The following is a 22,360-nucleotide window of genomic DNA, read 5'->3' as shown; positions in this document are numbered from 1 at the left end:
TCATGCTGGTCGAGCAGCCGCGCAGCGGCGTATCGAGACCCGCCGTCAGCAGAGCGGTCAGCGCCAGCCGGTGCCGCGGAAGCGCACCGTGCGCGGCTCGATCGGCTCCTCGCCGTCCTCGGCGTCGGAGCCGCCGGTCGGGCGCTCGATCACGATGTCGAGCCACGACTCGGCGACGCCGTCGAGCAGACCGGCGCCCCACTCGACCACGACGACCGAGTGCTCGAGGTCGAGGTCGAGGTCGTCCAGCTCAACCGCGGAGCCGACCCGGTAGGCGTCCACGTGCACGAGCGGCGGGCCGCCGTGCAGCGGCGGGTGCGTCCGCGCGATCACGAAGGTCGGGCTGGTCACCGGCCCGCGCACCCCGAGCCCCTCGCCGAGGCCGCGGGTGAAGGTCGTCTTGCCCGCGCCGAGCGGCCCGGTCAGCACCAGCAGGTCGCCCGCGCGCAGCACCCGGCCGAGGGAGCGGCCGAGCTCCTCCATCGCCTCCGGATCCGCGATCTCGACGGTGCTGTCGGCGAACCGGTCGCGCTCAGGCACGGACGCCTCCCGCGGCGCCGCCGACCGTTCTGCGCGGAACACGGTGCCCGATCCGCGTGACCAGCTCGTAGTTGATCGTGCCGCACCAGCGCGCCCACTCGTCGACCGACGGGACCCCGGTGGTCGGGTCGCCCCAGAGCGTCACCGGGTCGCCGACCGCGACGGGAGCGTCTCCGACGTCGACGACGAACTGGTCCATCGCCACCCTCCCGGCGATGCGGTGCCGGCGCCCGCCGATCGAGACCTCGGCGACTCCGGACGCGGCGCGCGGGATCCCGTCGGCGTAGCCGAACGGCACCAGCGCGAGCGTCGTCTCGCCGGACGCGCGGTAGGCGTAGTCGTAGCTGACGCCCGTCCCCGCGGGCACCCGCCGGACTCCGGCGACTCGCCCCTGCAGGGTCATCGCGGGTACGAGGCCGAGTCCGAGCGACGTCTCGTCGTCGAACGGCGAGAGCCCGTAGACGCCGATGCCGGTGCGCACCTGGTCGAGCCGCGCCTCCGGCAGGCGGAGCGCCGCGGCCGTGGCGGCCAGGTGCACCAGCGGCGCCGGCGTCCCGTGCGCGCGCAGCACCTCCTCCGCCCGGCGCAGGAGGGCGAGCTGCGCGAGGTCCTCCTCGCGCGAGGTGTTCGAGAGGTGCGAGAACAGCCCGGTGAGCTGCAGCGAGCCGCGCGCCGCGTGGTGGACGAGGGACTGCGCGAGCGGCACCCACTCCGCCTCCGCGGCGCCGTTCCGGCTGAGACCGGTGTCGACCTTGAGCTGCACCGCCCCGCGCACCCCGCGGTCCTCGGCGGCCTGCGCCAGCCGGTCGAGCTGCCCGACCGAGGACACGGCCACTTCGATCCCGTGCTCGAGGGCGGTGTCGAAGTCCTGCTCGGGGTCGTGCAGCCAGCAGAGCACCGGCGCCAGGATCCCGGCCTCGCGGAGGGCGACCGCCTCGTCGAGATCCGCCGTGCCGAGCGCGTCCGCGCCGCCGGCCAGCGCCGCCTGCGCGACCGCGAGGGCGCCGTGCCCGTAGGCGTTCGCCTTGACGACCGCCATCAGCCGGGGAGCAGCGGTCAGCTCGCGGAGCCGCGCGGTGTTCGCCGCGACGGCGTCCAGGTCGATCAGCGCCTCGCGGAAGGCGAGCGGCGCGATCACGACTCGGCCACCACGAACGCGCAGGCGACCCCGGCGTCGTGGCTCATCGAGAGGTGCACCCGCGCGATCCCGCGCGACTCCGCCGCCGCTCGAGCCGCACCGTGCAGGACGAAGGACGGATTCCCGTGCTCGTCCCGCTCGACCACCATGTCGTGCCAGCGCGCGCCGGCCGAGTCGCCGAGCGCCTTGATCAGCGCCTCCTTCGCCGCGAACCGTCCGGCCAGCGAGGCCGTCGGCAGGTCGCGTTCGCTCTCGGCGAACAGCCGCTCGCGGAGCCGGGGCGTGCGGGAGATCGCCCGCTCGAAGCGCGCGAGGTCCACCACGTCCACGCCGATCCCGACGATCACGGCAGGGTCACTCGACCGTGACCGACTTGGCGAGGTTGCGCGGCTGGTCGACGTCGAGGCCCTTCGCCGAGGCGAGCTCCATCGCGAACATCTGCAGCGGCGTCACCGCGAGCAGCGGCTCGAACAGCGGGTCGGCCAGCGGGATCGGCACGACCTCGTCGGCGATCTGGATCGCGGCGGCGTCGCCCTGCTCGGCGATCGCGATCACCCGGGCGCCGCGCGCCTTGATCTCCTGGATGTTCGAGATCACCTTGCGCTGCAGCTCGTACGACTCGCTCGGGCTCGGCACGATGACGAAGACGACCTGGCCCGGCTCGATCAGCGCGATCGGCCCGTGCTTGAGCTCCCCCGCGGCGAAGCCCTCGGCGTGGATGTAGGCGAGCTCCTTGAGCTTGAGCGCGCCCTCGAGGGCCACCGGGTAGCCGACGTGGCGGCCGAGGAAGAGCACCGCGCGGGTGTCCGCCATCCAGCCGGCGAGCTGGGCGATCGCCTCGGAGGCGTCGAGCACGCGCGAGAGCTTCTCCGGGATCGCCGCGAGCTGGGCGGCCTGCGAGGCGATCAGCTCGGGCGTGGCCGCGCCGCGCACCGCGGCCAGGTGCAGGCCGAAGAGGTAGAGCGCCGCGATCTGGGCGACGAACGCCTTGGTCGAGGCGACCGCGACCTCCGGGCCGGCGTGGGTGTAGAGCACGGCGTCGGACTCGCGCGGGATCGTCGCGCCCTGGGTGTTGCAGACGGAGAGCGTCTTCGCGCCCTTCTCGCGGGCGTACTTGACGGCCATCAGCGTGTCCATGGTCTCGCCGGACTGGCTGATCGAGACGACCAGGGTGCGCGGGGTCAGCACCGGGTCGCGGTAGCGGAACTCGTGGCTCAGCTCGACCTCGACGGGCACGCGCGCCCACTTCTCGATGGCGTACTTGGCGACCATGCCGGAGTAGGCGGCGGTGCCGCAGGCGATCACGGTGATGCGGTCGATGTCGGTGAGGGTCGCGTCGAGCGACGCGAGCTCCGGCAGGACGATCGCGCCGTCCTGGATGCGGCCGAGGAGCGTCTTGGCGACGGCCTCCGGGCCCTCGCTGATCTCCTTGGCCATGAAGCTCGACCAGCCGCCCTTCTCGGAGGCGGACGCGTCCCAGGCGATCTCGAACGGCTCGGTCTCGACGGCGTTGCCGAAGAAGTCGGTGACGGTGACCTCGTCCGGCGTGATGGTGACGATCTGGTCCTGCCCGATCGCGACCGCGCGGCGGGTGAACTCGACGAACGCGGCGACGTCGGAGCCGAGGAAGTTCTCGCCGTCGCCGAGGCCGATCACGAGCGGGGAGTTGCGGCGCGCGCCGACGACGACGCCGGGCTGGTCCTGGTGCAGCGCGAGCAGCGTGAAGGCGCCCTCGAGGCGCGCGACGACGGCCTGGAACGCGAGCACGAGGTCGCCGGTGCGGCGGTGCTCGCGGGCGATCAGGTGCGCGGCGACCTCGGTGTCGGTCTCGCTCTCGAAGACCGCGCCCTCGGCGAGCAGCTCCTCCTTGAGGGGCTGGAAGTTCTCGATGATGCCGTTGTGGATGACGGCGAGGCGCCCGTCGTCCGCGAGGTGCGGGTGCGCGTTGCGGTCGGTCGGGCCGCCGTGCGTCGCCCAGCGGGTGTGCCCGATGCCGGTGGTGCCCTGCGCGATCGGGTGCGCCTCGAGGTCGTCGACGAGGACGCTGAGCTTGCCCGAGCGCTTGCGGCTGTCGATCCGGCCGTCGGCGTCGATCACGGCCACACCGGCGGAGTCGTACCCGCGGTACTCCAGTCGCTTCAGTCCCCCGAGCAGCACGGCCAGGCTGTCGCGCGCGCCGACGTATCCAACGATTCCACACATGCGCTCGATCCTAATCGCGCGCGGGGGCGCTCCTGCGGCGACGGGGCCGAGCCGCGGCGGCCACTAGGATCGTGCAGATGTCCTCGTCAGCTCGCGAACCCGGGCGCGAGGCGCACCCCTCCCCGTTCGTCGAGATCGTCCGCTCCGACTGGGCCGAGCTCGCCCGCAGCACCGAGCTGCCGCTGAGCGAGACCGAGGTCGTGCAGCTGCGCGGGCTGGGCGACCGGCTGAGCCTCACCGAGGTCGCCGAGGTGTACCTCCCGCTGTCCCGGCTGCTGACCCTCTACGCCGGCGGCGCGCGCCAGCTGCACCGGGCGACGAGCACCTTCCTCGGCGAACGCGCGCGGCCCACCCCGTTCGTGATCGGCGTGGCCGGCTCCGTCGCTGTCGGCAAGTCGACCATCGCCCGCCTGCTCCGCGAGCTGCTCGCCCGCTGGGACGACACCCCGCGCGTCGAGCTCGTGACGACCGACGGCTTCCTCCTGCCCAACAGCGAGCTGGAGCGGCGCGGGCTGATGAGCCGGAAGGGCTTCCCGGAGTCGTACGACCGCCGCGCGCTGCTGCGCTTCGTCTCGGAGGTGAAGGGCGGGGCGGCCGAGGTGCGTGCTCCGTTCTACTCGCACCTCTCCTACGACATCGTCCGCGACGCCGAGATCGTGGTGCGGCGGCCCGACGTGCTGATCGTCGAGGGCCTGAACGTCCTGCAGCCGCCCGCGCCCGGGCACGGCCTCGCGGTCAGCGACCTCTTCGACTTCACGGTCTACGTCGACGCGCGGACGAGCGACATCGCGCGCTGGTACGAGGAGCGGTTCCTCGCGCTGCAGCAGGGCGCCTTCGCGAGCCCGAACTCCTACTTCCACCGCTACGCCTCGCTGACGCCCGACGAGGCGCGCGAGCGGGCCCGCAGCATCTGGTCCTCGATCAACGAGCCGAACCTGCTGCAGAACGTGCGGCCCACCCGCTCGCGCGCGAGCCTCGTCCTGCGCAAGCAGGCCGACCACACCGTCTCCTCGGTGCTCCTCCGCAAGATCTGACGCGGGATCGCCGACGGCTCACGCACTGGCGACGGCGGGTCTCGATACGCGCCTGCGGCGCTACTCGACCAGCAGGGGAGGCACAGCCCTCCACTCGGTGAGCGGGCGCCGCTCATGTTGATCGAGTAGCCCCGCAGGGGCGTATCGAGATCCCCGGGCCAGCGGCGGGTGAGGCCGCTAGGCCGCGACGCGCAGCTGCTCGAGCACGACGGCGGCGAGGGACTCGGCCAGCCGGTCGGCGGTCTCCTTGGTGGAGGCCTCGACCATGACGCGGACCATCGGCTCGGTGCCCGAGGGGCGGAGCAGCACGCGCCCGCCGGTGCCGAGCTCGCGCTCCGCCTCGGCGATGGCGGCCGCGATGACGGCGTCGTCGTGCACGCCCTCGCGGTCGACGCCGCGGACGTTGACGAGCGTCTGCGGGAACACCCGCATCACCGAGGCGAGCTCGGCGAGCGACTTCCCGGTCCGCGCCACCTCGGCCGCGAGCTGCAGCCCGGTGAGGACGCCGTCGCCGGTCGTCGCGAAGCGGCTCATGATCACGTGGCCCGACTGCTCGCCGCCGAGCGAGTACCCGCCCTCGTTCATCGCCTCGAGCACGTAGCGGTCGCCCACGCCGGTCTCGATCACGCGGATGCCGGCATCGGCCATCGCCGTCTTGAGGCCGAGGTTGCTCATCACCGTGGCGACGAGCACGTTCTCGCGGAGGACGCCGCGCCGCGCCATCGACGTCGCGAGGATCGCCATGATCTGGTCGCCGTCGACGACGCGCCCCTCGGCGTCGACCGCGAGGCAGCGGTCCGCGTCGCCGTCGTGCGCGATGCCGAGATCGGCGCCCGCCTCGCGGACCGCCTCGGCGACGTGGTCGAGGTGGGTCGATCCCACGCCGTCGTTGATGTTGATGCCGTCCGGATCGTTGCCGATCACGGTGACGGTCGCGCCGGCGTCGGTGAAGACCTCCGGCGAGATGCCCGCGGCGGCGCCGTGCGCGCAGTCGATGACCACGTGCAGTCCGTCCAGGCGGGTGCTGCCGAGCGAGCCGAGCAGGTGGAGGACGTAGCGGTCCTCGGCATCGGCGAAGCGGCGGATGCGGCCCACGTCCGGGCCGAGCGGCGTGAGCGGCGGGACCCCGAGAGCCGCCTCGATGCGGTTCTCGAGCTCGTCCGGGAGCTTGCGGCCGCCGGCCGCGAAGAACTTGATGCCGTTGTCGGCGGCGGGGTTGTGCGACGCCGAGATCATCACGCCGAAGTCGGCGCTCTCGTCGGCGATGAGATAGGCGGCGGCGGGCGTCGGGATCACTCCCGCGTCCAGCACGTCGACGCCGGCGCTCGCGAGGCCGGCCGCGACGGCGGCACCGATGAACTGGCCCGAGATCCGAGGATCGCGGGCCAGGACGGCGAGGGGCCGACGGCCCTCCGCCCGGGCGGCCGCACCGAGTACACGGGCGGCCGCCTGAGCGAGGCCGAGGGCCAGGTCGGCCGTGACGTCGCGATTCGCGAGGCCACGGACGCCATCTGTTCCGAACAGGCGCGGCATGATGCCAGTCCCCTTCTGAAGCTGCTGATCGGCGGCCACGGGGGCCGCAGCGACTAGCGCTTCGAGAACTGGGACGCCTTGCGGGCCTTCTTGAGACCGGCCTTCTTGCGCTCGATGACGCGAGCGTCGCGAGTGAGGAAGCCGGCCTTCTTCAGGATGGCGCGGTTGTTCTCGCGGTCGATCTCGTTCAGCGCACGCGCGATCGCGAGACGGAGCGCACCGGCCTGGCCGGAGGGGCCGCCGCCGGTGATCTTCGCGACGACGTCGTACGAGCCGAGGAGGTCGAGGACCTTGAACGGGTCGTTGATCAGCTGCTGGTGCAGCTTGTTCGGGAAGTACTCCGCGAACTCGCGGGCGTTCACGGTCAGGCTGCCGGAGCCCGGGACCAGGCGCACGCGGGCGATGGCCTGCTTGCGACGGCCCACGGCTGCGCCGGAGACGTTGAGGACGGCGCGGGGCGTCGAGGACGCCTCGGTGGCCGGGCTTTCGGTGGAGTAGCTCTCGGGAGCCACGTCGATCTGGTCTGCGATCTTCGCCACGGTGTAGGTGATCCTTTGTCTTCGAAGTCTGGGGTGTCGGGGAGGGCCGGAGCCTACTGGGCGACCTGGGTGAAGGCGTACGCCTTGGGCTGCTGAGCCGCGTGAGGGTGCTCGGTGCCCGTGTAGACCTTCAGCTTGCGCAGCTGCGCACGACCGAGGGAGTTCTTGGGGAGCATTCCGCGGATGGCCTTCTCGACGGCGCGGATCGGGTTCTTCTCGAGGAGCTCGGCGTACGTGGTGGCCGTGAGGCCGCCCGGGTAGCCGGAGTGGCGGTACGCCTTCTTCTGGAGGAGCTTCTGCCCGGTGAGGGCCACCTTCTCGGCGTTGACGATGATGACGAAGTCGCCCATGTCCATGTGCGGCGCGAACGTCGGCTTGTGCTTGCCGCGCAGGAGCGCAGCGGCGTGGGTGGCCAGACGGCCGAGCACGACGTCGGACGCGTCGATGACGATCCAGTCGTGCTGGACGTCAGCCGGCTTCGGAGAAAAAGTGCGAGTCACGTGAGTGCTGCTTTCTGATCGGAGTGAGGAGTTCGTGAATCCCGCTCCGTGGCCGTTCGACCCGCGAGGGGGCCGAACCGATCCGGTGGAGGGCTCAACTTCGGGTGCCGGCACGCGGCCGAGAACACCAAGGGTCGACAGTACAGCAATCCGGACCGGAGCGGAAGCTCACGGGCTCGCCGCCGCTCTCCCCCGGGCGGTCCGGGTCAGGAGTCGTCCTGCCCCAGCGCGGCCAGGACCTCGGTCGCCAGCTCCTCGAGCGGGGCCTGGCCGCCGACGTAGGAGCGGAGCGAGAGCAGCCGGTCCCCGGCGAGCACGACCACCGTGGCGGCCGGGTCGACCGCCGGGTCGCCGGCGCGGAAGAAGGCGGCGTCGCCGAGCCCGCTCGGCTCGACGGGGGCCTCGGACTCCTGCGCGGCGACGTCGGCGGTGGTGGCGCCGGTCGCCGTCTGCAGGACGAGCGCGGCGGGGTTGCCCGCCATCGCCCAGGCGCAGCCCGAGCCCTGGTCCGAGGCGGTGACGAAGCCCTCGGGCAGCTCGAGGGCCGCCTCGATCGCCGTCACCGGCAGCACCGCGGCGCAGTCGAGGACCTCGACCGTCGCACCGGCGGTCGGCTCGGCCGCGGGAGCGGTCGGCACCGCGGTGGGCACGGCGGTCGGCGCGGTGGAGTCGACCGCGGCGGCGGGCGCCCGGTGCGGCACGTCGATCGCCGACGACGAGCAGCCGGCCAGCAGCAGCGCCGCCGGCAGGACGAGCGCGGCGACGAGCGCCCTCACGCGGTGGTTCCTGCGGATCACTCGTCGTCCTCCCCCTGGGCGTCCCCGCCGGGCAGGGTGCGCTTCACCCGGGTGAGCACGGCCCGCTCGGCCAGTTCCGAGTCCTCAGGGTAATCGACCTCGCGCAGGATGAGGCCGCGCGCCGGCATGACCGCGAAGGCGTTCGTGCGGCGGGCGGCGTCGCGCAGCAGCGGGAGCTCGCCCGCGTCCAGCTTGCCGATCCCCACGGCCACGCAGGAGCCGACGAGCGCCCGCACCATGCTGTGGCAGAAGGCGTCGGCGCGCAGGTGCGCGTGCAGCACGCCGTCCTCGTCGCGCTCCCAGGTGAAGTCGAGGAGGCTCCGGATGGTGGTGGCTCCGACGCGCGCGCGGCAGAACGAGGCGTAGTCGTGCAGGCCGAGCAGCGACTCGGCCGCCTGCGCCATCACGCCCTCGTCGACCGCCTCGTTGATCCAGGTCGTGAAGCCGCGCTCGAGCGGCCGCCGCAGCGAGGTGCGGTCGGCGAGCCGGTACTCGTAGCGCCGCCAGCGCGCGGAGAAGCGCGCGTCGAAGCCCTCGGGCGCCCGGGTCACCCGGTGCACGGACAGGTCCGAGTACTGACCGAGGATCCCCTGCAGCTTGCGCTGGAGCACGACCTCGGGCGCGACCTTCTCGGTGCCGGCCCGCGGGCTGCCGTTCAGGCGCGACCACTGCTGGGGCGTGAGGTCCAGGTGCGCCACCTGAGCGCTCGCGTGCACGCCGGCGTCGGTACGGCCCGCGACGGTGACCACCGTCCGCTCCTCCGAGCGCAGCAGCACGCCGAGCGCGTCCTCGAGGACGCCCTGCACCGTGCGGAGGCCGGGCTGGAGCGCCCAGCCCGCGAAGTGGGTGCCGTCGTAGGCCAGATCGAGGCGGACGCGGTGGAGCACCCGACGAGTCTAGGTCGTCCGCCGCGCCGTTCCGGGTCGCCGGATCAGCCGGCCGAGAGCCGAACGCCGAGCGAGTCGAAGACGGCCACCGCCCAGTCGGCGAGGACGTCCTGGTCCCCGACGAAGGACTCGACGTGCAGCTCGTAGCCGCCCGCCAGCACGGCCAGCTGGGACGGCGTCGCCGCCGAGCCGTCGAGCCGGTAGGCCGCCTCCCCCAGCGGAGCCGGCACGGCGCCGACGGCCTCGCCCGCGCCGGCGAACGTCTCCGCGAGCCGCGCGGGCCCGACGCTGACGAGGACCGCCGACGGGTTGCCGGCGATGCCGTAGGAGCAGGTGTCCCCCGCCTGGACGAGCGCAGCCGTCCCGGCGGGCAGACCGACCGCCGTCTCGACCGCCGAGGCGGGCAGGGCCGCGGAGCAGTCCAGCTCGGGAGCCGGCGCGACGGTCGCAGCGGTCGCGCTGGGCACGGACTCGGGGGCGGCGACCGCGCTCGGCGCCGTCGTGCGCGCCGACTCCGGCACGTCGACGACCCCGGTGGAGGAGCAGCCCGCCAGCAGGGCCGTCGCGGCGAGGAGCAGGACCGCATGGTGCGCGCGCACGGAACTCCTCCTGCTGGCCGACGAAGACGGGGGTCCGGGGATCCGGACGCATCCCGTCCCTCTGTCGGGACGATCCCGCCATCGTAAGCGACGTTCCGCGCCACCGAGCACGCAGGAGTGCCACGGCCGGGAACGACGAGAGCCCTCCGTCCCCGAGGGGGCGGAGGGCTCTCGAGACGTGCTCGGGACTACTTGGTCTCGGCGGTCGTCTCGACCGGGGCGTCCTCGACGGGCGCGTCCTGGACGGTCGCGTCGGCCTCGGTCGTGTCGGCGACGGGCGCCTCCTCGACAGTGGCGTCCTCGGCGGGGGCGTCTGCGACGACGTTCTCGTCCTCGACCGGAGCCGAGACGGGAGCGGCGCCGGTGCGCGACTTCTTGACCTTCGGCGTCACGGGCTCGAGGACGAGCTCGATGACGGCCATCGGGGCGTTGTCGCCCTTGCGGGGACCGATCTTCGTGATGCGGGTGTAGCCGCCCTCACGCTCGGCGACGAGCGGCGCGATCTCAGTGAAGAGCTCGTGCACGACGCTCTTGTCGCCGATGGTCGCGAGGACGCGGCGGCGGGCGTGCAGGTCGCCGCGCTTCGCGAACGTCACCAGACGCTCGGCGAGGGGACGCAGGCGCTTGGCCTTGGTCTCGGTCGTCTTGATGCTCTTGTGCGTGAACAGGGCCGCGGCCAGGTTCGCGAGCAGCAGACGCTCGTGTGCGGGACCGCCTCCGAGGCGGGGGCCCTTCGTGGGCTTGGGCATGGCTTTACTCCAGTACTAAAGGGGTGTCAGAAGGTCGAACGCCGGAGCGGAGACCTAGATGCTCTCGTCGTCGTAGCTGTAGAAGTGGGCGCCGTCGAACCCGGGGACCGAGTCCTTCAGCGACAGGCCCAGCTCCGTCAGCTTCTCCTTGACCTCATCCACCGACTTCTGACCGAAGTTGCGGATGTTCATGAGCTGCGTCTCCGAGAGGGCGACGAGCTCGTTGACGTTGTTGATGCCCTCGCGCTTGAGGCAGTTGTAGCTACGCACCGAGAGGTCGAGGTCCTCGATGGGCATGGACAGCTCGGTCGAGAGGACGGCGTCGACCGGCGCGGGGCCGATCTCGATGCCCTCGGCCGCGTTGTTCAGCTCGCGGGCGAGGCCGAACAGCTCGGTCAGCGTGCGACCGGCCGATGCGATGGCGTCGCGCGGCGTGATGGCCGGCTTCGACTCGACGTCGACGACGAGGCGGTCGAAGTCGGTGCGCTCGCCGGCGCGGGTGGCCTCGACGCGGTAGGTGACCTTGAGCACGGGCGAGTAGATCGAGTCGACCGGGATCTGGCCGGCCTCGGAGAACTCGCTGCGGTTCTGGGTCGCCGAGACGTAGCCGCGGCCGCGCTCGATGGTGAGCTCGAGCTCGAACTTCGCCTTGTCGTTCAGGGTCGCGATGACGAGGTCCGGGTTGTGGATCTCGACACCGGCCGGAGCCGAGATGTCGGCGGCGGTGACCTGGCCGGCGCCCTGCTTGCGCAGGTAGGCGGTGATCGGCTCGTCGTGCTCGGAGGAGACGACGAGTCCCTTGATGTTCAGGATGATCTCGGTGACGTCCTCGCGGACGCCCGGGACGGTCGTGAACTCGTGCAGGACTCCGTCGATCCGGATGCTGGTGACAGCGGCGCCGGGGATGGAGGACAGCAGGGTGCGACGCAGCGAGTTGCCGAGCGTGTAGCCGAAGCCGGGCTCGAGGGGCTCGATGACGAAGCGGGAACGGAACTCCGAGATGTTCTCCTCGGTGAGCGTCGGACGCTGTGCGATAAGCACTGTTGATTCCTTTCGATCACGTGTCCGCTATATGACACGTGCGTTTGCGAGTCTGAAGTTGTGAAAGAAATGCGCGATCCGCCGGCCGGCCTCACGCCACGCTGGAGAGCGCTTCGTTCGGCCGGCCGACGGCTGCGAGTGCTGCGTTAGACGCGACGGCGCTTCGGCGGGCGGCAGCCGTTGTGCGCCTGCGGGGTGACGTCGTTGATCGAGCCGACCTCGAGGCCTGCGGCCTGGAGCGAGCGGATCGCGGTCTCGCGACCCGAGCCCGGGCCCTTCACGAAGACGTCGACCTTCTTCATGCCGTGCTCCTGCGCCTGACGCGCGGCCGACTCGGCAGCGAGCTGGGCGGCGAACGGCGTCGACTTGCGCGAGCCCTTGAAGCCGACTCCACCGGACGAGGCCCAGCTGATGACGGCCCCGGCGGGGTCGGTGATCGACACGATGGTGTTGTTGAACGTCGACTTGATGTGGGCCTGGCCCACAGCGATGTTCTTCTTCTCCTTGCGGCGCGGCTTGCGCGCGGCCGACTTGGGGGTAGCCACTTGTTATCTCCTCTAGGTCCGTGTCGCCCGCGTTACTTGCGGCCGGCCTTCTTCTTGCCGGCGACGGTGCGCTTCGGGCCCTTGCGGGTGCGAGCGTTCGTCTTGGTGCGCTGTCCACGGACCGGGAGGCCGCGACGGTGGCGGATGCCCTCGTAGGACCCGATCTCGACCTTGCGGCGGATGTCGGCGGCGACCTCGCGGCGGAGGTCTCCCTCCACCTTGTAGTTGCCCTCGATGTAGTCGCGGAGCGCGACGAGCTGGTCGTCGGTGAGGTCCTTGACGCGGATGTCGCCGTCGATCCCCGTGTCGCTCAGCGTCTTCAGCGCGCTGGTGCGGCCGACTCCGTAGATGTAGGTCAGTGCGACCTCCACGCGCTTCTCGCGCGGGATGTCTACTCCTGCCAGACGTGCCATGGTGGCTTCTCCTGTGAGTGAGTGGAGGTGTGAAGCAACGTCGGTGCCTCGGCCTCCGACCGAAGGTGTCCTCGCCGTTCACTCCGGGAGACCCGGAGTGCTGCGCGATTTCTGACGTTGCGGGGTGGTGTGTTGCCGTGCTGCTGGGCGGTTTCCCGCCCGCGCTCCTCGCAGGAGCGCCGGGAGTCCCGGAGGACTAGCCCTGGCGCTGCTTGTGGCGGGGGTTGCTGCTGCAGATGACCATCACGTTGCCGTGGCGGCGGATGATCTTGCAGTGGTCGCAGATGCGCTTGACGCTGGGGTTGACCTTCATTGTTCTGTTCCTTGTTTTCGCTGGCGTCGTGCTCCCGGCGGATGCCGGGGCCGTTCCTTACAGGACACGCACGTCGCGAACTGAGCGGAGCGAACGTCTACTTGTAGCGGTAGACGATCCGGCCGCGGGTCAGGTCGTAGGGGCTGAGCTCCACGATCACGCGGTCCTCGGGGAGGATGCGGATGTAGTGCTGACGCATCTTGCCCGAGATGTGGGCGAGAACCTTGTGTCCGTTGGTGAGCTCCACGCGGAACATCGCGTTGGGGAGCGCCTCGACAACCGCACCTTCGATTTCGATGACACCGTCTTTTTTGGCCATAGCCTCACTGTCGTTCGGAAGTAGTGTGTGTACTGGTCGTGCGAATGCTTCCGCGACGATCCTCCCCCCGGGCGGAGCCTGGGGAGCGGTGCGCGGGCGTGCCGGAGCACGCGCAAACACCAAGGGTCGATACTACGCGAATCCCCGCTTCTCCGCCAGCCCGGGCGTGTCGCCTCAGGGCGGGGGCGGGCACCCGCCGGGGACGGCGGTGTGCGCGCCGCGGAGCGCGAGCACGACGGCCGCCGCCTAGGCTCTCCCTCGTCGAAGGGACCGCGGATGGCGCGCACGGAGAAGACGACGGACGGCACGGCGAGGAGCCGGCGGAGCTGGTACTCGCACCCCCTGGTGACCGTGCTCGTCGCGATCGTCGTCATCGCCCTCGTGCAGACCTTCTTCGTGAAGGTGTACACCGTGCCGACCGGCTCGATGGAGAACACCCTGCAGGGCGGCGGCTTCTTCGGCGACCGCATCCTGGTCGACCGCACCGCGGCGCTCCACGGCGAGCCGGAGTCGGAGCAGATCGTCGTCTTCTCGCGGGACGCGCGCTGGGGCGCGACCGACGCGGTCGGGAACCCGCTCTCCGAGGCGGTGAAGTACTTCGGCGACGTCACGAGCATCGGCCCGTCGCACGAGGAGTTCCTCGTGAAGCGCGTGATCGCGACCGCCGGCCAGACGGTCTCCTGCTGCGACGCCGAGGGGCACGTGCTCGTGGACGGGCAGCCGCTCGCGGGCGACTACGTCTTCGAGGACTTCCCGTTCATCCCCGGCACCCAGGACTGCGACTCGCAGCCCGCCTCCACCCGCTGCTTCCAGGAGTACACGGTGCCGGAGGACACGCTCTTCGTCCTCGGTGACCACCGCTCGAACTCCAACGACTCGCTCGGCGACTGCCGCGGAGCCCCGGGTCCGATCGACTCCTGCGTGAAGACGGTGCCGATCGAGCGGGTGGTCGGGCGCGTCTTCGCCGTCGCCTGGCCGCTGACCCGCTGGCGCCTCTTCTAGCCCGGGTCGCGTTCCGGATCGCGGCGCGAACCGCGAAGGGGCGGGGCCGGATGCCGGAGCACCCGATCCCGCCCCTCCGGACGCGGCCTCGCGAGGGTCAGCCGCGGACGACCGCGACGACCTGCTCGAAGAGCGGGTGGTCCGCGCCGAGGCCGGTCACCTCGGCGACGAACTCCTCCGGCGACAGCGCCGCCAGGTTCTCCTTCAGCTCGACGCTCTGCGGGTCCTCCGGCACGTCGAAGCGGAGGGCCGCGCCGATCGCCGTCAGCAGTCCGCTCGGCACGTGCCCGCGCTCGGCGAGCTCGGCCGCCGGGCCGATGAAGCGCTCGTGCCGCGAGAGCTTGCGCAGCGGCTGGCGCCCGACCCGGTCCACCGTGTCGGTCAGACCCGGGTTCGCGAAGCGCTTCAGCGTCTTCTGGAGGTAGGCCTCCTGCTCCTCGTCGCTGAAGCCGTGCTTCTCGACGATCAGCGTCTTGGTGTCCTCGAGCGCGGCCTTCACCGCGTCGTGCACCTCGGGCAGCGCGAGCGCGTCCGACAGCTTGTGCGCGCCGGCCGCGAAGCCGACGTACGCCGCGGTGGCGTGCCCGGTGTTCACCGTGAAGAGCTTGCGCTCGATGAACGGCTCGAGGTCGTCGACCCAGGTGGCGCCGGGGATCTCGGGCTCGGAGCCCTCGAACGGCGTGCGGTCGACGACCCACTCGAAGAAGCTCTCGACCGTGACGTCGAGACCCTGGCCGGCCGCCTGGTTCGGCACGATGCGGTCGACCGCGGTGTCGGCGAAGACCGCGCGGGTGCGCAGGCGCTCCCACTCGTCCGCGCCCAGGCTCGCGGCGACCTCGGTCTGCAGCAGCCGGGTCGCGTTGATCGCGTTCTCGCAGGCCATCACGGCGAGGCGGGGCGCGGAGTCCGCGCGGGCCGCGAGGCCCTTCGCGATCACCGGCGCGACGAAGCGCAGGATGTTCGGCCCCACCGCGGTGGTGACGAGGTCCGCGGCGGCGATCTCGCGGACGAGGGCCTCCTCGTCGCTCGCCGAGTTGATCGCGCGGAAGCCGTCGACGACGTGCGTCGCGGACGACTCCCCCACCTCGTGCACCTCGTAGCTGTCGGCGGCGGCGAGCTGGTCGATCAGCGCCGCGTTGACGTCGGCGAAGACGAGCTCGTAGCCGGCGCCGTGCAGGATCAGCCCGACGAAGCCGCGGCCGATGTTGCCGGCGCCGAAGTGGACGGCGGTGGGCATCAGGAGTTGACCTCGCCCAGCAGCGCGTAGAGCGACTGCGCGTCCGGGGCGTCGAGGAGCTTCTGCACCTCGTCCTCCTCGGAGAAGATGATCGCGATCTTGGAGAGGATCTCGAGGTGCTCGTTGTTGACGCCGGCGATGCCGACGACGAAGCGGACCTCGTTGCCGTCCCAGTCGATCGGCTGCGCGTAGCGGACGAAGGACAGCGCCGAGGAGCGGATCTCGTCCTTCGCGTCGTTCGTGCCGTGCGGGATGGCGAGCAGGTTGCCCATGTAGGTGGAGACGGTCGCCTCGCGGGCGAGCATCGCCTCGTGGTAGGCGGGCGTGACGGCGCCGACGCCGACCAGCATGTCGGCGGCCTCCTTGATGGCGGTCTCCTTCGACGTGGCGGTGCCGGAGGCGTTGATCTGTCCGATGGTGAGCACATCGCTCATGGCGTGCGTCCTTTCCGTGGGTGGTGAACGAATGAGGGAACCCGCAGGGGCGAGCGGAGCGTCTCCGCCACGTCGCACCCTACGGGCTCCCTCAGGGGTGTTCCCGACTACTTGCCGTGCTGCTCCGCGACGAGCGAGACGACCTCGTCGTACTTGGGGCTGTTCATGAAGTTGTCGACGGAGACGTGGATCGCGCCCGGCGTGCGCTGGCGCGCCCGCTCGGTCAGCTCGGCCTGGGTGATGACCAGGTCGACGTCGTCCTCGAGGGCCGCGATCGCCTTGTTGGTGACCGTGACGTCCTCGAAGCCCGCCTTCTTCATCTTGTTGCGCAGGACGGAGGCGCCCATGGCGGACGATCCCATCCCGGCGTCGCAGGCGAAGACGATGTTGCGCACCTGCGTGGCGGTGGCGGTCGCCGAGGCGCCGTCCTGGTTGGACGCGCCGCTCGCGTTGAGGAGCGAGCCGACGGCGCTCTCCTTGCCCTTGTTCGACGAGTTGGCGGCGACGGCGGCGGCGAGCTTGTCGTCTCCGGCCTCCATGGCGTCGAGGTCGCGCTTGCGGCTGCCGCGGATGATGAACGACGCGACGACGAACGACACGGCCATCGAGAGCAGGACCGAGAGGATCACGCCGAGGTAGCTGTCACGCGAGGTCTGCAGGAGCACCGCGATGATCGATCCCGGGGACGCCGGGGCGACGAGGCCGGAGTCGAACGCGACGTTGGTCGCGACGCCGGTCATGCCGCCGAGGATAACGGCCGCGACCAGCGCGGGCTTCATCAGCACGTAGGGGAAGTAGATCTCGTGGATGCCGCCGACGAAGTGGATCAGCGCGGCGCCGGGAGCGGAGCCGCGGGCGATGCCCACACCGAAGATCGCGAAGGCGAGCAGCACGCCCATGCCGGGGCCGGGGTTCGCCTCGAGCAGGAACAGGTACGACTTGCCCTGGTCCTGCGCCATGACGGTGCCGAGCGGGGTGAGAACGCCCTGGTTGATGGCGTTGTTGAGGAACAGGATCTTGGCCGGCTCGATGAAGATCGAGGTCAGCGGCAGCAGGCCCGCGTTCACCAGGAGGTCGACGCCGTCGCCGAGGATCTTGGTGAGGAACGAGATGATCGGCGCGATGCCGAAGAACGCGCCCAGCGAGAGGAGCATGCCGAGGATTCCGGCGGAGAAGTTGTTGACCAGCATCTCGAAGCCGGGCTTGATCTTGCCGTCCCAGATCGAGTCGACCTTCTTCATCAGCCACGCGGCGAGCGGGCCGATGATCATGGCGCCGAGGAACATCGGGATGGTGGCGCCGACGATGACGCCCATGGTGGCGATCGAGGCGACCACGCCACCGCGCTGGCCGTAGACCATGCGGCCACCGGTGTTCGCGATGAGCAGCGGGAGCAGGTAGGTGATCATCGGGGCGACGAGACCGACGTACTGCTGGAAGGTCGCGCCGTCCTCACCGGCGGCGAGCTGGGTGCGGGCACCCTCCCAGCCGATCTGGGCCGCGTCGCCGAAGCCGCCGAGGATGCCGTTGGGCAGCCAGCCCGCGGCGATGAAGAGCGAGGTGATGAGACCCCACGCGATGAAGGCCGCGATGTTCGGCATGACCATCCCCGAGAGGAAGGTGCCGAATCGCTGGACGTGGACGCGCGTACCTCCGCGCGTCGACGTCGCTGACGTCGTTGTCATGTGGTGTGTTCTCCGATTCTGAGGGTGGGAGATCCGGTCGCTCCTGAGGCGGACCGGGCTCCCGCGGGGCGGGACGAGACGGGGTGGTGCAGGGGTGGTGCGGGATGGTGCGGTGGTGCGGGGTGGTGCTGCGGAGGATCGTGCGCATGCGGGCCGCGCGATCCCCGGGATCAGGAGGCGGCGATCGCCTCGGTGACGGCGGACCGGGCGTCCGCCGCGCTGTCGGCCGCGAGGGCGAGCTCGGCGTAGCGCTTCGCGTCCTCGAGGGTGTGCTCGGCCAGCTCGGCGCGGACGTCGGCGAGAGCCGACGGCGACATCGAGAGGGTCGTCGCGCCGAGGCCCACGAGGACCACGGCGAGCAGCGGATCCGCGGCGGCCTCGCCGCAGATGCCGACGGGCTTGCCCAGTGCGGCGCCCGCGCGGCCGACCTCGCCGACGAGGCGGAGGACGGCGGGGTGCCACGGGTCCTGGAAGGCGGACACGGTGCCGAGCATCCGGTCCGCTGCCAGGGTGTACTGGGTCAGGTCGTTGGTGCCGATGGAGGCGAAGTCGGCGACTCCGAGGATCCGGTCGGCGAGCAGGGCGGAGGAGGGGACCTCCACCATCACGCCGGCGGTGCGGATCCCGAGCTCCTTGGCCATGGAGGTGAAGTAGCGGGTCTCGTCGACCGTCGCGACCATCGGCGCCATGACCCAGAGGTCGGCGTCCGTCGCGGCGTCGGCCTGGGCGAGCGCGGTGAGCTGGTCGCGGAGGATCTGCTCGCTCGCGCGCAGGGCGCGGAGGCCGCGGAGGCCGAGCGCCGGGTTCTCCTCGTGGTTGTCGTTGAGGAAGGCGAGCGGCTTGTCGGCGCCGGCGTCGAGCGCGCGCACCACGACCTTGCGGCCGGGGAAGGCGGCGAGGAGGCGGGTGTACTGCTCGGCCTGCTCGGCGACGGTCGGCGCCTCCTTCGCGTCGAGGAAGAGGAACTCGGTGCGGAACAGGCCCACGCCCTCCGCGCCGAGCTCGACGGCGTTCTCGGCGCCGTCGGCCGAGCCGAGGTTCGCCAGCAGCGGCACGGCGTGACCGTCGGCGAGGGCGCCGGGGACGACGGGGGCGGCGAGCATCTCGGCGCGCTCCGCGATCGAGGACTTCGCGTCGCCGATCTCGACGTCGGACGGGTTCACCGTCACGACACCGGAGGACGCGTCGAGGATGACGAGCTGGCCGTCGCGCAGGTCGAGCGCCCCGGTGGTGCCGACGATGGCGGTGATCGACTTCTCGCGGGCGAGGATCGCCGTGTGCGAGGTCGGGCCGCCGTCGCTCGTGATCAGGCCGAGGACCTTCTCGAGGTCGAGCAGCGCGGTGTCGGCCGGCGCGAGGTCGCGGGCGACGAGCACGAACGGCTCGTCCGACTCCGGGACGCCGGGCGCCGGGACGCCGCGCAGGTGGGCGACGACCCGCTGCGAGACGTCGTCGAGGTCGGTCGCGCGCTCGGCCATGTAGCCGCCCATCGCGACCAGCAGGTCGCGGAAGCCGGCGAACGCCTCGTGCACCGCGCGCTCGGCGGTCTTGCCCGCGGCGAGGCGGGTCTTGACGTCGTCCGCGAGCGAGGGGTCCTCCGCCATCAGCGCCTGGGCGTCGAGGACGTCCTTCGCCGAGCCGCCGGCGCGCTCACCGCGGTGGCGGATGGTCGCTGCCGTCGCCGACAGCGAGGCGACCGCGCGCTCCTCCTCCTGGGCGACGGAGCGGGTGCTGGCGGTGTCCTCGGGCTCGGGGAGCGGATCGGGCATGCGCAGCACCGGCCCGAGGGCCAGGCCGCGGCCGACTCCGGTGCCCTGGAGCTTCGCGGAGGCGTAGGCGGTGGAAGGAGTGGACAGCGTCATGGGTTCCCGGTTCCTGTCGTGCGTCTCGTCGGTGAGAGGGCGGTGGGGGCGAGGGGGTGGAAGTCAGGAGGAGCTGATGCGACCCATTGAGGGTCGCCGTCACGACTCGCGGTCTTCCGCGGCTGCCGGCGCCGTGTGCGCCGGGGCTGCCGCCTTTCGTGACGCTATGCGTCACGCATCGTGATCAGTGCTGAGGAACTCGGACAGCTCGTCGAGGATCGCCTGCTCGTTGTCGCCCTCGACCGAGAGGGTCAGCGAGTCGCCGTGCTCGATGCCGAGCGAGATGATGCCGAGGATCGAGGCCGCGTTCACCGCGGTGCCCTCGCCCTTCTTCACCAGGACCTTCTGACCCGACTTCGCCGCGGCCTGGCTGAAGAGCGAGGCGGGGCGGGCGTGGAGGCCCTTCGACGATGCAACCTGCACGGTGCGCTCGACCATGAACGTTTCTCCTTGATCCTGCAGTCGGAACTGCGTCAGTGGTTCCCGGCGCCGGGCGCGAGGCCCGGGGCGGGAGGTGGGGCGTCCCCGTCCGATCCCGCGACGACCGCGCGAGCGGCGAAGAGGACGGGAAGGGTGTCGAGCACGGCATCGGCACCGTGCGCCCCGAAGACGTCGTGCGGGAGGAGTGCTGCCGCGGCGCCGACGTGCACCGCGCGCTGGCGGAGCTCGTCGAACTGCGGCTCGAGGTGCGGTCCGACCAGGAGGACGTCCGCCTGGGGCAGAGTGTCCGCGAGACCGGGAAGGGTCTCGGATCGGAACACGGCATCGATGCCGCGCTGCTTCGCGCCCGCTCGCAGCCGGTGGGCCAGGAACGTGCTCGACGCGCCTGCACCGCAGACGATCAGGATCGTGCGCACCTCGTTCGCCTCCTCGCGTCCGGGTCTTGCCTCATCCAAGCATCTCGGGGGCCGCGCGTCCGCCCCCCGCAGACAATCTTCCGCGGGGGCGGAAGAGCGCTCCCGGCGGCTTCGGCGCGGGTCCGACCCCGCCGGCCCGGAGATGGTTGACTGGAAGACCGATGCCTGACAACCGCGAACGACTGCTGGAGTACCTCTCCCGCGCCGACGGCTGGGTGACCGCGCACGAGCTGGCTGACCGGCTCGGGGTCACCACCCGGAGCGTCCGCAGCTACGTGACGGCGGTGAAGGCCCAGGCGGCCCCGCTGGAGCCCGTGGAGTCGTCGGCCAACGGCTACCGGCTGGCGCGCGACGCGTACACGGCGTTCCTCGAGACCCGGCTGCTCCGTGACGTCGAGCCGGACACCCCGCGCGACCGGCTGTACAGCATCGTCCGGCGCCTGGTCGACTCCGACGACGGACTCGACGTCGCGGCGCTCGCGGAGACGCTCTCCGTCAGCGAGTCGACGATCGACGCCGATCTGCGCCGGGTGAAGGCGCTGGCGGACGAGTCCGGCCTGGCCCTCGTGCGCCGCGGCCCTTCCGTTCGTCTCGAGGGCAGCGAGGAGGCCCGGCGCCGGCTGATCTCGCGGATGTTCCGCGACGAGAGCGCGCAGGGCGTCTTCACGCTCGACGACGTGCAGCGCGAGTTCGCCTCCCCCGGTCTCGGCGCGTTCAAGACCGAGCTGCTGGCCGAGCTCGAGACCCGCGGCTACTACATCAACGACTACGGCGTGAACAGCGTGCTGCTGCACATCGCGATCGCCGTCGACCGCGTCTCCCGGGGCATCGGCGACCCGTCGGGCTCGCGCCCCTCCCCCGCGGTGCACGGCGAGCTCGCCGCGCTGCTCGCCGAGCTGGTCGAGCGCCACTTCGCCACGCGGCTCACCGACGCCGAGCTCGCCCAGCTCGCGATCCTGATGACGACGCGGGTGGCGACGCCGGGGCAGAACGAGCCCGTCGCCGCCGTCGTCGAGAACTACCTCGATCCGGAGGACGTCGCCGTCGTCCGCGAGCTCGTCGCCGATGTGAACGAGGCGTACCTCGTCGACCTGGACGACGAGGGCTTCATCGTCCGCCTCGCGTTGCACGTGCGGAACCTCGTCGCGCGGGCGGCCGAGGGCGGCTACTCGCGGAACCCGCTCACCCGCTCGATCAAGACCAGCTTCCCGATGACCTACGAGATCGCGGTGTTCCTCGCGAGCGGACTGCAGCGGCTGCGCGGGATCACCGTCAACGAGGACGAGATCGCCTACATCGCCCTGCACGTCGGCTCCTTCCTCGAGCGGGTGTCCCGGCGCGAGGAGCGGCTCTCCTGCGTCATCGTCTGCCCCAACTACTACGACCTCGCGCACATGCTGCGGCTGCGGGTCGAGCGCTCGCTCGGCACCGAGGTGGAGGTCCGCTCGCTGATCACCCGGAGCGACGTCGACTGGGACCGCCTGACCGCGGATCTGGTGATCACCACGATCGACGAGCGGCCCGCCTCCGAGGACGTCGTCGTGGTGCAGCCGTTCCTCACCGACCACGACGTGGACGCCGTGCGCCGCGCGATCGCCCGGGTGCGCCGGCACCGCCGCCGCGCGCGGATCAAGGACGAGCTGCTGCAGTTCTTCGACGAGTCGCTCTTCTTCCGGAACGTGCACGCCCGCGACGAGCCGGCGATGATCCGGCTGCTCGGCGAGCGGATGATCGCCGGCGGCATCATCGACGAGGACTACGTCGACGGTGCGATCGAGCGCGAGCGGATGAGCTCCACCGCGTTCACCGACAATCTCGCCGTCCCGCACGCGATGGCGATGAGCGCGCGCCGGACCGCGATCGCCATCGTCGTGAACGACGTGCCGATGGCGTGGGGCGAGCAGCGGGTGAACGTGATCGCGATGATCGCCTTCGCCTCGGCCGGGCGCAGCAGCTTCCAGTCGGTCTTCGACCAGTTCGTCGAGGTCTTCGCCGACCGCGCCGAGGTGCAGCGCCTGATCCGCCGCTCCGCGGACTTCGGCGGCTTCATCGAGGAGCTCGTCCGCGTCATCGACAGCTGACGCGGGTCTCGAGACGCCGCTCCGCGGCTACTCGACCAGCATGTCCTTTCATG

General features: G+C 71.4%; 25 protein-coding genes. 3 read left to right on the top strand and 22 right to left on the bottom strand.

Going from position 1 to position 22,360, the window contains the following annotated elements; all coding sequences use genetic code 11:
- Nucleotides 1-57: 57 nt before the first annotated feature.
- The 4 genes from tsaE to glmS are packed head-to-tail and all read right to left on the bottom strand — an operon-like array spanning nt 58 to nt 3,880.
- Nucleotides 58-483 carry a tRNA (adenosine(37)-N6)-threonylcarbamoyltransferase complex ATPase subunit type 1 TsaE gene (gene tsaE, locus C1I64_RS01005; protein ID WP_123733554.1) on the bottom strand — a complete coding sequence of 142 codons (426 nt, stop codon included), beginning with the start codon at nt 481-483 and terminating at the stop codon, nt 58-60.
- A gap of 49 nt (nt 484-532) precedes the next feature.
- A complete protein-coding gene (gene alr, locus C1I64_RS01000; protein WP_127885927.1) occupies nt 533-1,678 on the bottom strand; it encodes an alanine racemase in 1,146 nt (381 codons plus the stop codon).
- Nucleotides 1,675-2,025 (bottom strand): holo-ACP synthase, encoded by a 351-nt coding sequence (locus C1I64_RS00995; protein ID WP_123445078.1) that lies wholly within the window; start codon nt 2,023-2,025, stop codon nt 1,675-1,677. The genes alr and C1I64_RS00995 overlap by 4 nt, the downstream gene beginning before the upstream one ends.
- A gap of 7 nt (nt 2,026-2,032) precedes the next feature.
- Complete coding sequence (gene glmS, locus C1I64_RS00990; RefSeq protein ID WP_127885926.1) at nt 2,033-3,880, bottom strand: glutamine--fructose-6-phosphate transaminase (isomerizing); 1,848 nt, start codon at nt 3,878-3,880, stop codon at nt 2,033-2,035.
- 77 nt (nt 3,881-3,957) lie between these two features.
- Between glmS and coaA the strand changes: the two genes are divergently transcribed.
- Nucleotides 3,958-4,914, top strand: a complete 957-nt coding sequence (gene coaA / locus C1I64_RS00985; protein WP_127885925.1) for a type I pantothenate kinase — start codon at nt 3,958-3,960, stop codon at nt 4,912-4,914.
- 177 nt (nt 4,915-5,091) lie between these two features.
- Here coaA and glmM read toward each other — a convergent pair whose 3' ends face one another.
- The 12 genes from glmM to infA all read right to left on the bottom strand — a co-directional run bounded on the left by glmM (nt 5,092) and on the right by infA (nt 13,149).
- A complete protein-coding gene (glmM, locus tag C1I64_RS00980; protein WP_127885924.1) occupies nt 5,092-6,447 on the bottom strand; it encodes a phosphoglucosamine mutase in 1,356 nt (451 codons plus the stop codon).
- 53 nt (nt 6,448-6,500) lie between these two features.
- The gene (rpsI, locus tag C1I64_RS00975; protein WP_123445075.1) at nt 6,501-6,986 is read right to left on the bottom strand and encodes a 30S ribosomal protein S9; all 486 of its coding nucleotides are present in this window, start codon (nt 6,984-6,986) and stop codon (nt 6,501-6,503) included.
- 53 nt (nt 6,987-7,039) lie between these two features.
- Nucleotides 7,040-7,486: a 50S ribosomal protein L13 gene (gene rplM / locus C1I64_RS00970; RefSeq protein ID WP_123445074.1), complete on the bottom strand. Its 447-nt coding sequence runs from the start codon at nt 7,484-7,486 to the stop codon at nt 7,040-7,042.
- A gap of 206 nt (nt 7,487-7,692) precedes the next feature.
- Complete coding sequence (locus C1I64_RS00965) at nt 7,693-8,262, bottom strand: hypothetical protein (RefSeq protein ID WP_127885923.1); 570 nt, start codon at nt 8,260-8,262, stop codon at nt 7,693-7,695.
- 17 nt (nt 8,263-8,279) lie between these two features.
- The gene (locus C1I64_RS00960) at nt 8,280-9,170 is read right to left on the bottom strand and encodes a tRNA pseudouridine synthase A (protein WP_127885922.1); all 891 of its coding nucleotides are present in this window, start codon (nt 9,168-9,170) and stop codon (nt 8,280-8,282) included.
- A gap of 44 nt (nt 9,171-9,214) precedes the next feature.
- A complete protein-coding gene (locus tag C1I64_RS00955) occupies nt 9,215-9,769 on the bottom strand; it encodes a hypothetical protein (RefSeq protein ID WP_127885921.1) in 555 nt (184 codons plus the stop codon).
- A 188-nt stretch (nt 9,770-9,957) separates the two neighbouring features.
- Nucleotides 9,958-10,518 carry a 50S ribosomal protein L17 gene (rplQ, locus tag C1I64_RS00950; protein ID WP_127885920.1) on the bottom strand — a complete coding sequence of 187 codons (561 nt, stop codon included), beginning with the start codon at nt 10,516-10,518 and terminating at the stop codon, nt 9,958-9,960.
- Between the two features lie 54 nt (nt 10,519-10,572).
- Nucleotides 10,573-11,559 (bottom strand): DNA-directed RNA polymerase subunit alpha, encoded by a 987-nt coding sequence (locus C1I64_RS00945; protein WP_123445069.1) that lies wholly within the window; start codon nt 11,557-11,559, stop codon nt 10,573-10,575.
- Nucleotides 11,560-11,705: 146 nt separating this feature from the next.
- The gene (gene rpsK, locus C1I64_RS00940) at nt 11,706-12,104 is read right to left on the bottom strand and encodes a 30S ribosomal protein S11 (protein WP_056037257.1); all 399 of its coding nucleotides are present in this window, start codon (nt 12,102-12,104) and stop codon (nt 11,706-11,708) included.
- A 32-nt stretch (nt 12,105-12,136) separates the two neighbouring features.
- The gene (rpsM, locus tag C1I64_RS00935; protein WP_123445068.1) at nt 12,137-12,517 is read right to left on the bottom strand and encodes a 30S ribosomal protein S13; all 381 of its coding nucleotides are present in this window, start codon (nt 12,515-12,517) and stop codon (nt 12,137-12,139) included.
- Nucleotides 12,518-12,713: 196 nt separating this feature from the next.
- Nucleotides 12,714-12,830, bottom strand: coding sequence for a 50S ribosomal protein L36 (gene rpmJ, locus C1I64_RS00930; protein ID WP_055787164.1), 117 nt, complete (start codon nt 12,828-12,830; stop codon nt 12,714-12,716).
- Nucleotides 12,831-12,927: 97 nt separating this feature from the next.
- Nucleotides 12,928-13,149, bottom strand: coding sequence for a translation initiation factor IF-1 (gene infA / locus C1I64_RS00925; protein WP_022883252.1), 222 nt, complete (start codon nt 13,147-13,149; stop codon nt 12,928-12,930).
- 276 nt (nt 13,150-13,425) lie between these two features.
- Between infA and lepB the strand changes: the two genes are divergently transcribed.
- Nucleotides 13,426-14,151 (top strand): signal peptidase I, encoded by a 726-nt coding sequence (gene lepB, locus C1I64_RS00920; protein WP_127885919.1) that lies wholly within the window; start codon nt 13,426-13,428, stop codon nt 14,149-14,151.
- Between the two features lie 97 nt (nt 14,152-14,248).
- On the opposite strand, the gene C1I64_RS00915 is transcribed toward lepB, so the two are convergent.
- The 6 genes from C1I64_RS00915 to C1I64_RS00885 form a co-directional block, all read right to left on the bottom strand.
- Entirely contained in the window at nt 14,249-15,388 is a 1,140-nt protein-coding gene (locus C1I64_RS00915) for a mannitol-1-phosphate 5-dehydrogenase (protein ID WP_127885918.1), read from the bottom strand.
- Nucleotides 15,388-15,822, bottom strand: coding sequence for a PTS mannitol transporter subunit IIA (locus C1I64_RS00910; protein ID WP_123445065.1), 435 nt, complete (start codon nt 15,820-15,822; stop codon nt 15,388-15,390). Before C1I64_RS00910 ends, C1I64_RS00915 begins: the two co-directional genes overlap by 1 nt.
- Nucleotides 15,823-15,929: 107 nt before the next feature.
- Entirely contained in the window at nt 15,930-17,507 is a 1,578-nt protein-coding gene (locus C1I64_RS00905) for a PTS mannitol transporter subunit IIBC (RefSeq protein ID WP_123445064.1), read from the bottom strand.
- Between the two features lie 170 nt (nt 17,508-17,677).
- On the bottom strand, nt 17,678-19,276 hold the full coding sequence (gene ptsP / locus C1I64_RS00895; protein WP_243839880.1) for a phosphoenolpyruvate--protein phosphotransferase: 1,599 nt from the start codon (nt 19,274-19,276) through the stop codon (nt 17,678-17,680).
- Between the two features lie 264 nt (nt 19,277-19,540).
- A complete protein-coding gene (locus C1I64_RS00890) occupies nt 19,541-19,807 on the bottom strand; it encodes an HPr family phosphocarrier protein (RefSeq protein WP_123445062.1) in 267 nt (88 codons plus the stop codon).
- Between the two features lie 35 nt (nt 19,808-19,842).
- A complete protein-coding gene (locus tag C1I64_RS00885; RefSeq protein ID WP_164874410.1) occupies nt 19,843-20,226 on the bottom strand; it encodes a PTS sugar transporter subunit IIB in 384 nt (127 codons plus the stop codon).
- 161 nt (nt 20,227-20,387) lie between these two features.
- On the opposite strand from C1I64_RS00885, the gene C1I64_RS00880 reads away from it, so the two are divergent.
- Nucleotides 20,388-22,307 carry a BglG family transcription antiterminator gene (locus tag C1I64_RS00880; protein ID WP_127885914.1) on the top strand — a complete coding sequence of 640 codons (1,920 nt, stop codon included), beginning with the start codon at nt 20,388-20,390 and terminating at the stop codon, nt 22,305-22,307.
- Nucleotides 22,308-22,360: the final 53 nt, after the last annotated feature.

This window comes from Rathayibacter festucae DSM 15932, assembly GCF_004011135.1.
Classification (GTDB): domain Bacteria; phylum Actinomycetota; class Actinomycetes; order Actinomycetales; family Microbacteriaceae; genus Rathayibacter; species Rathayibacter festucae.
The sequence above is the reverse complement of the archived record's forward strand: the minus strand, read 5'-3'. Positions and strand labels throughout refer to the sequence as shown.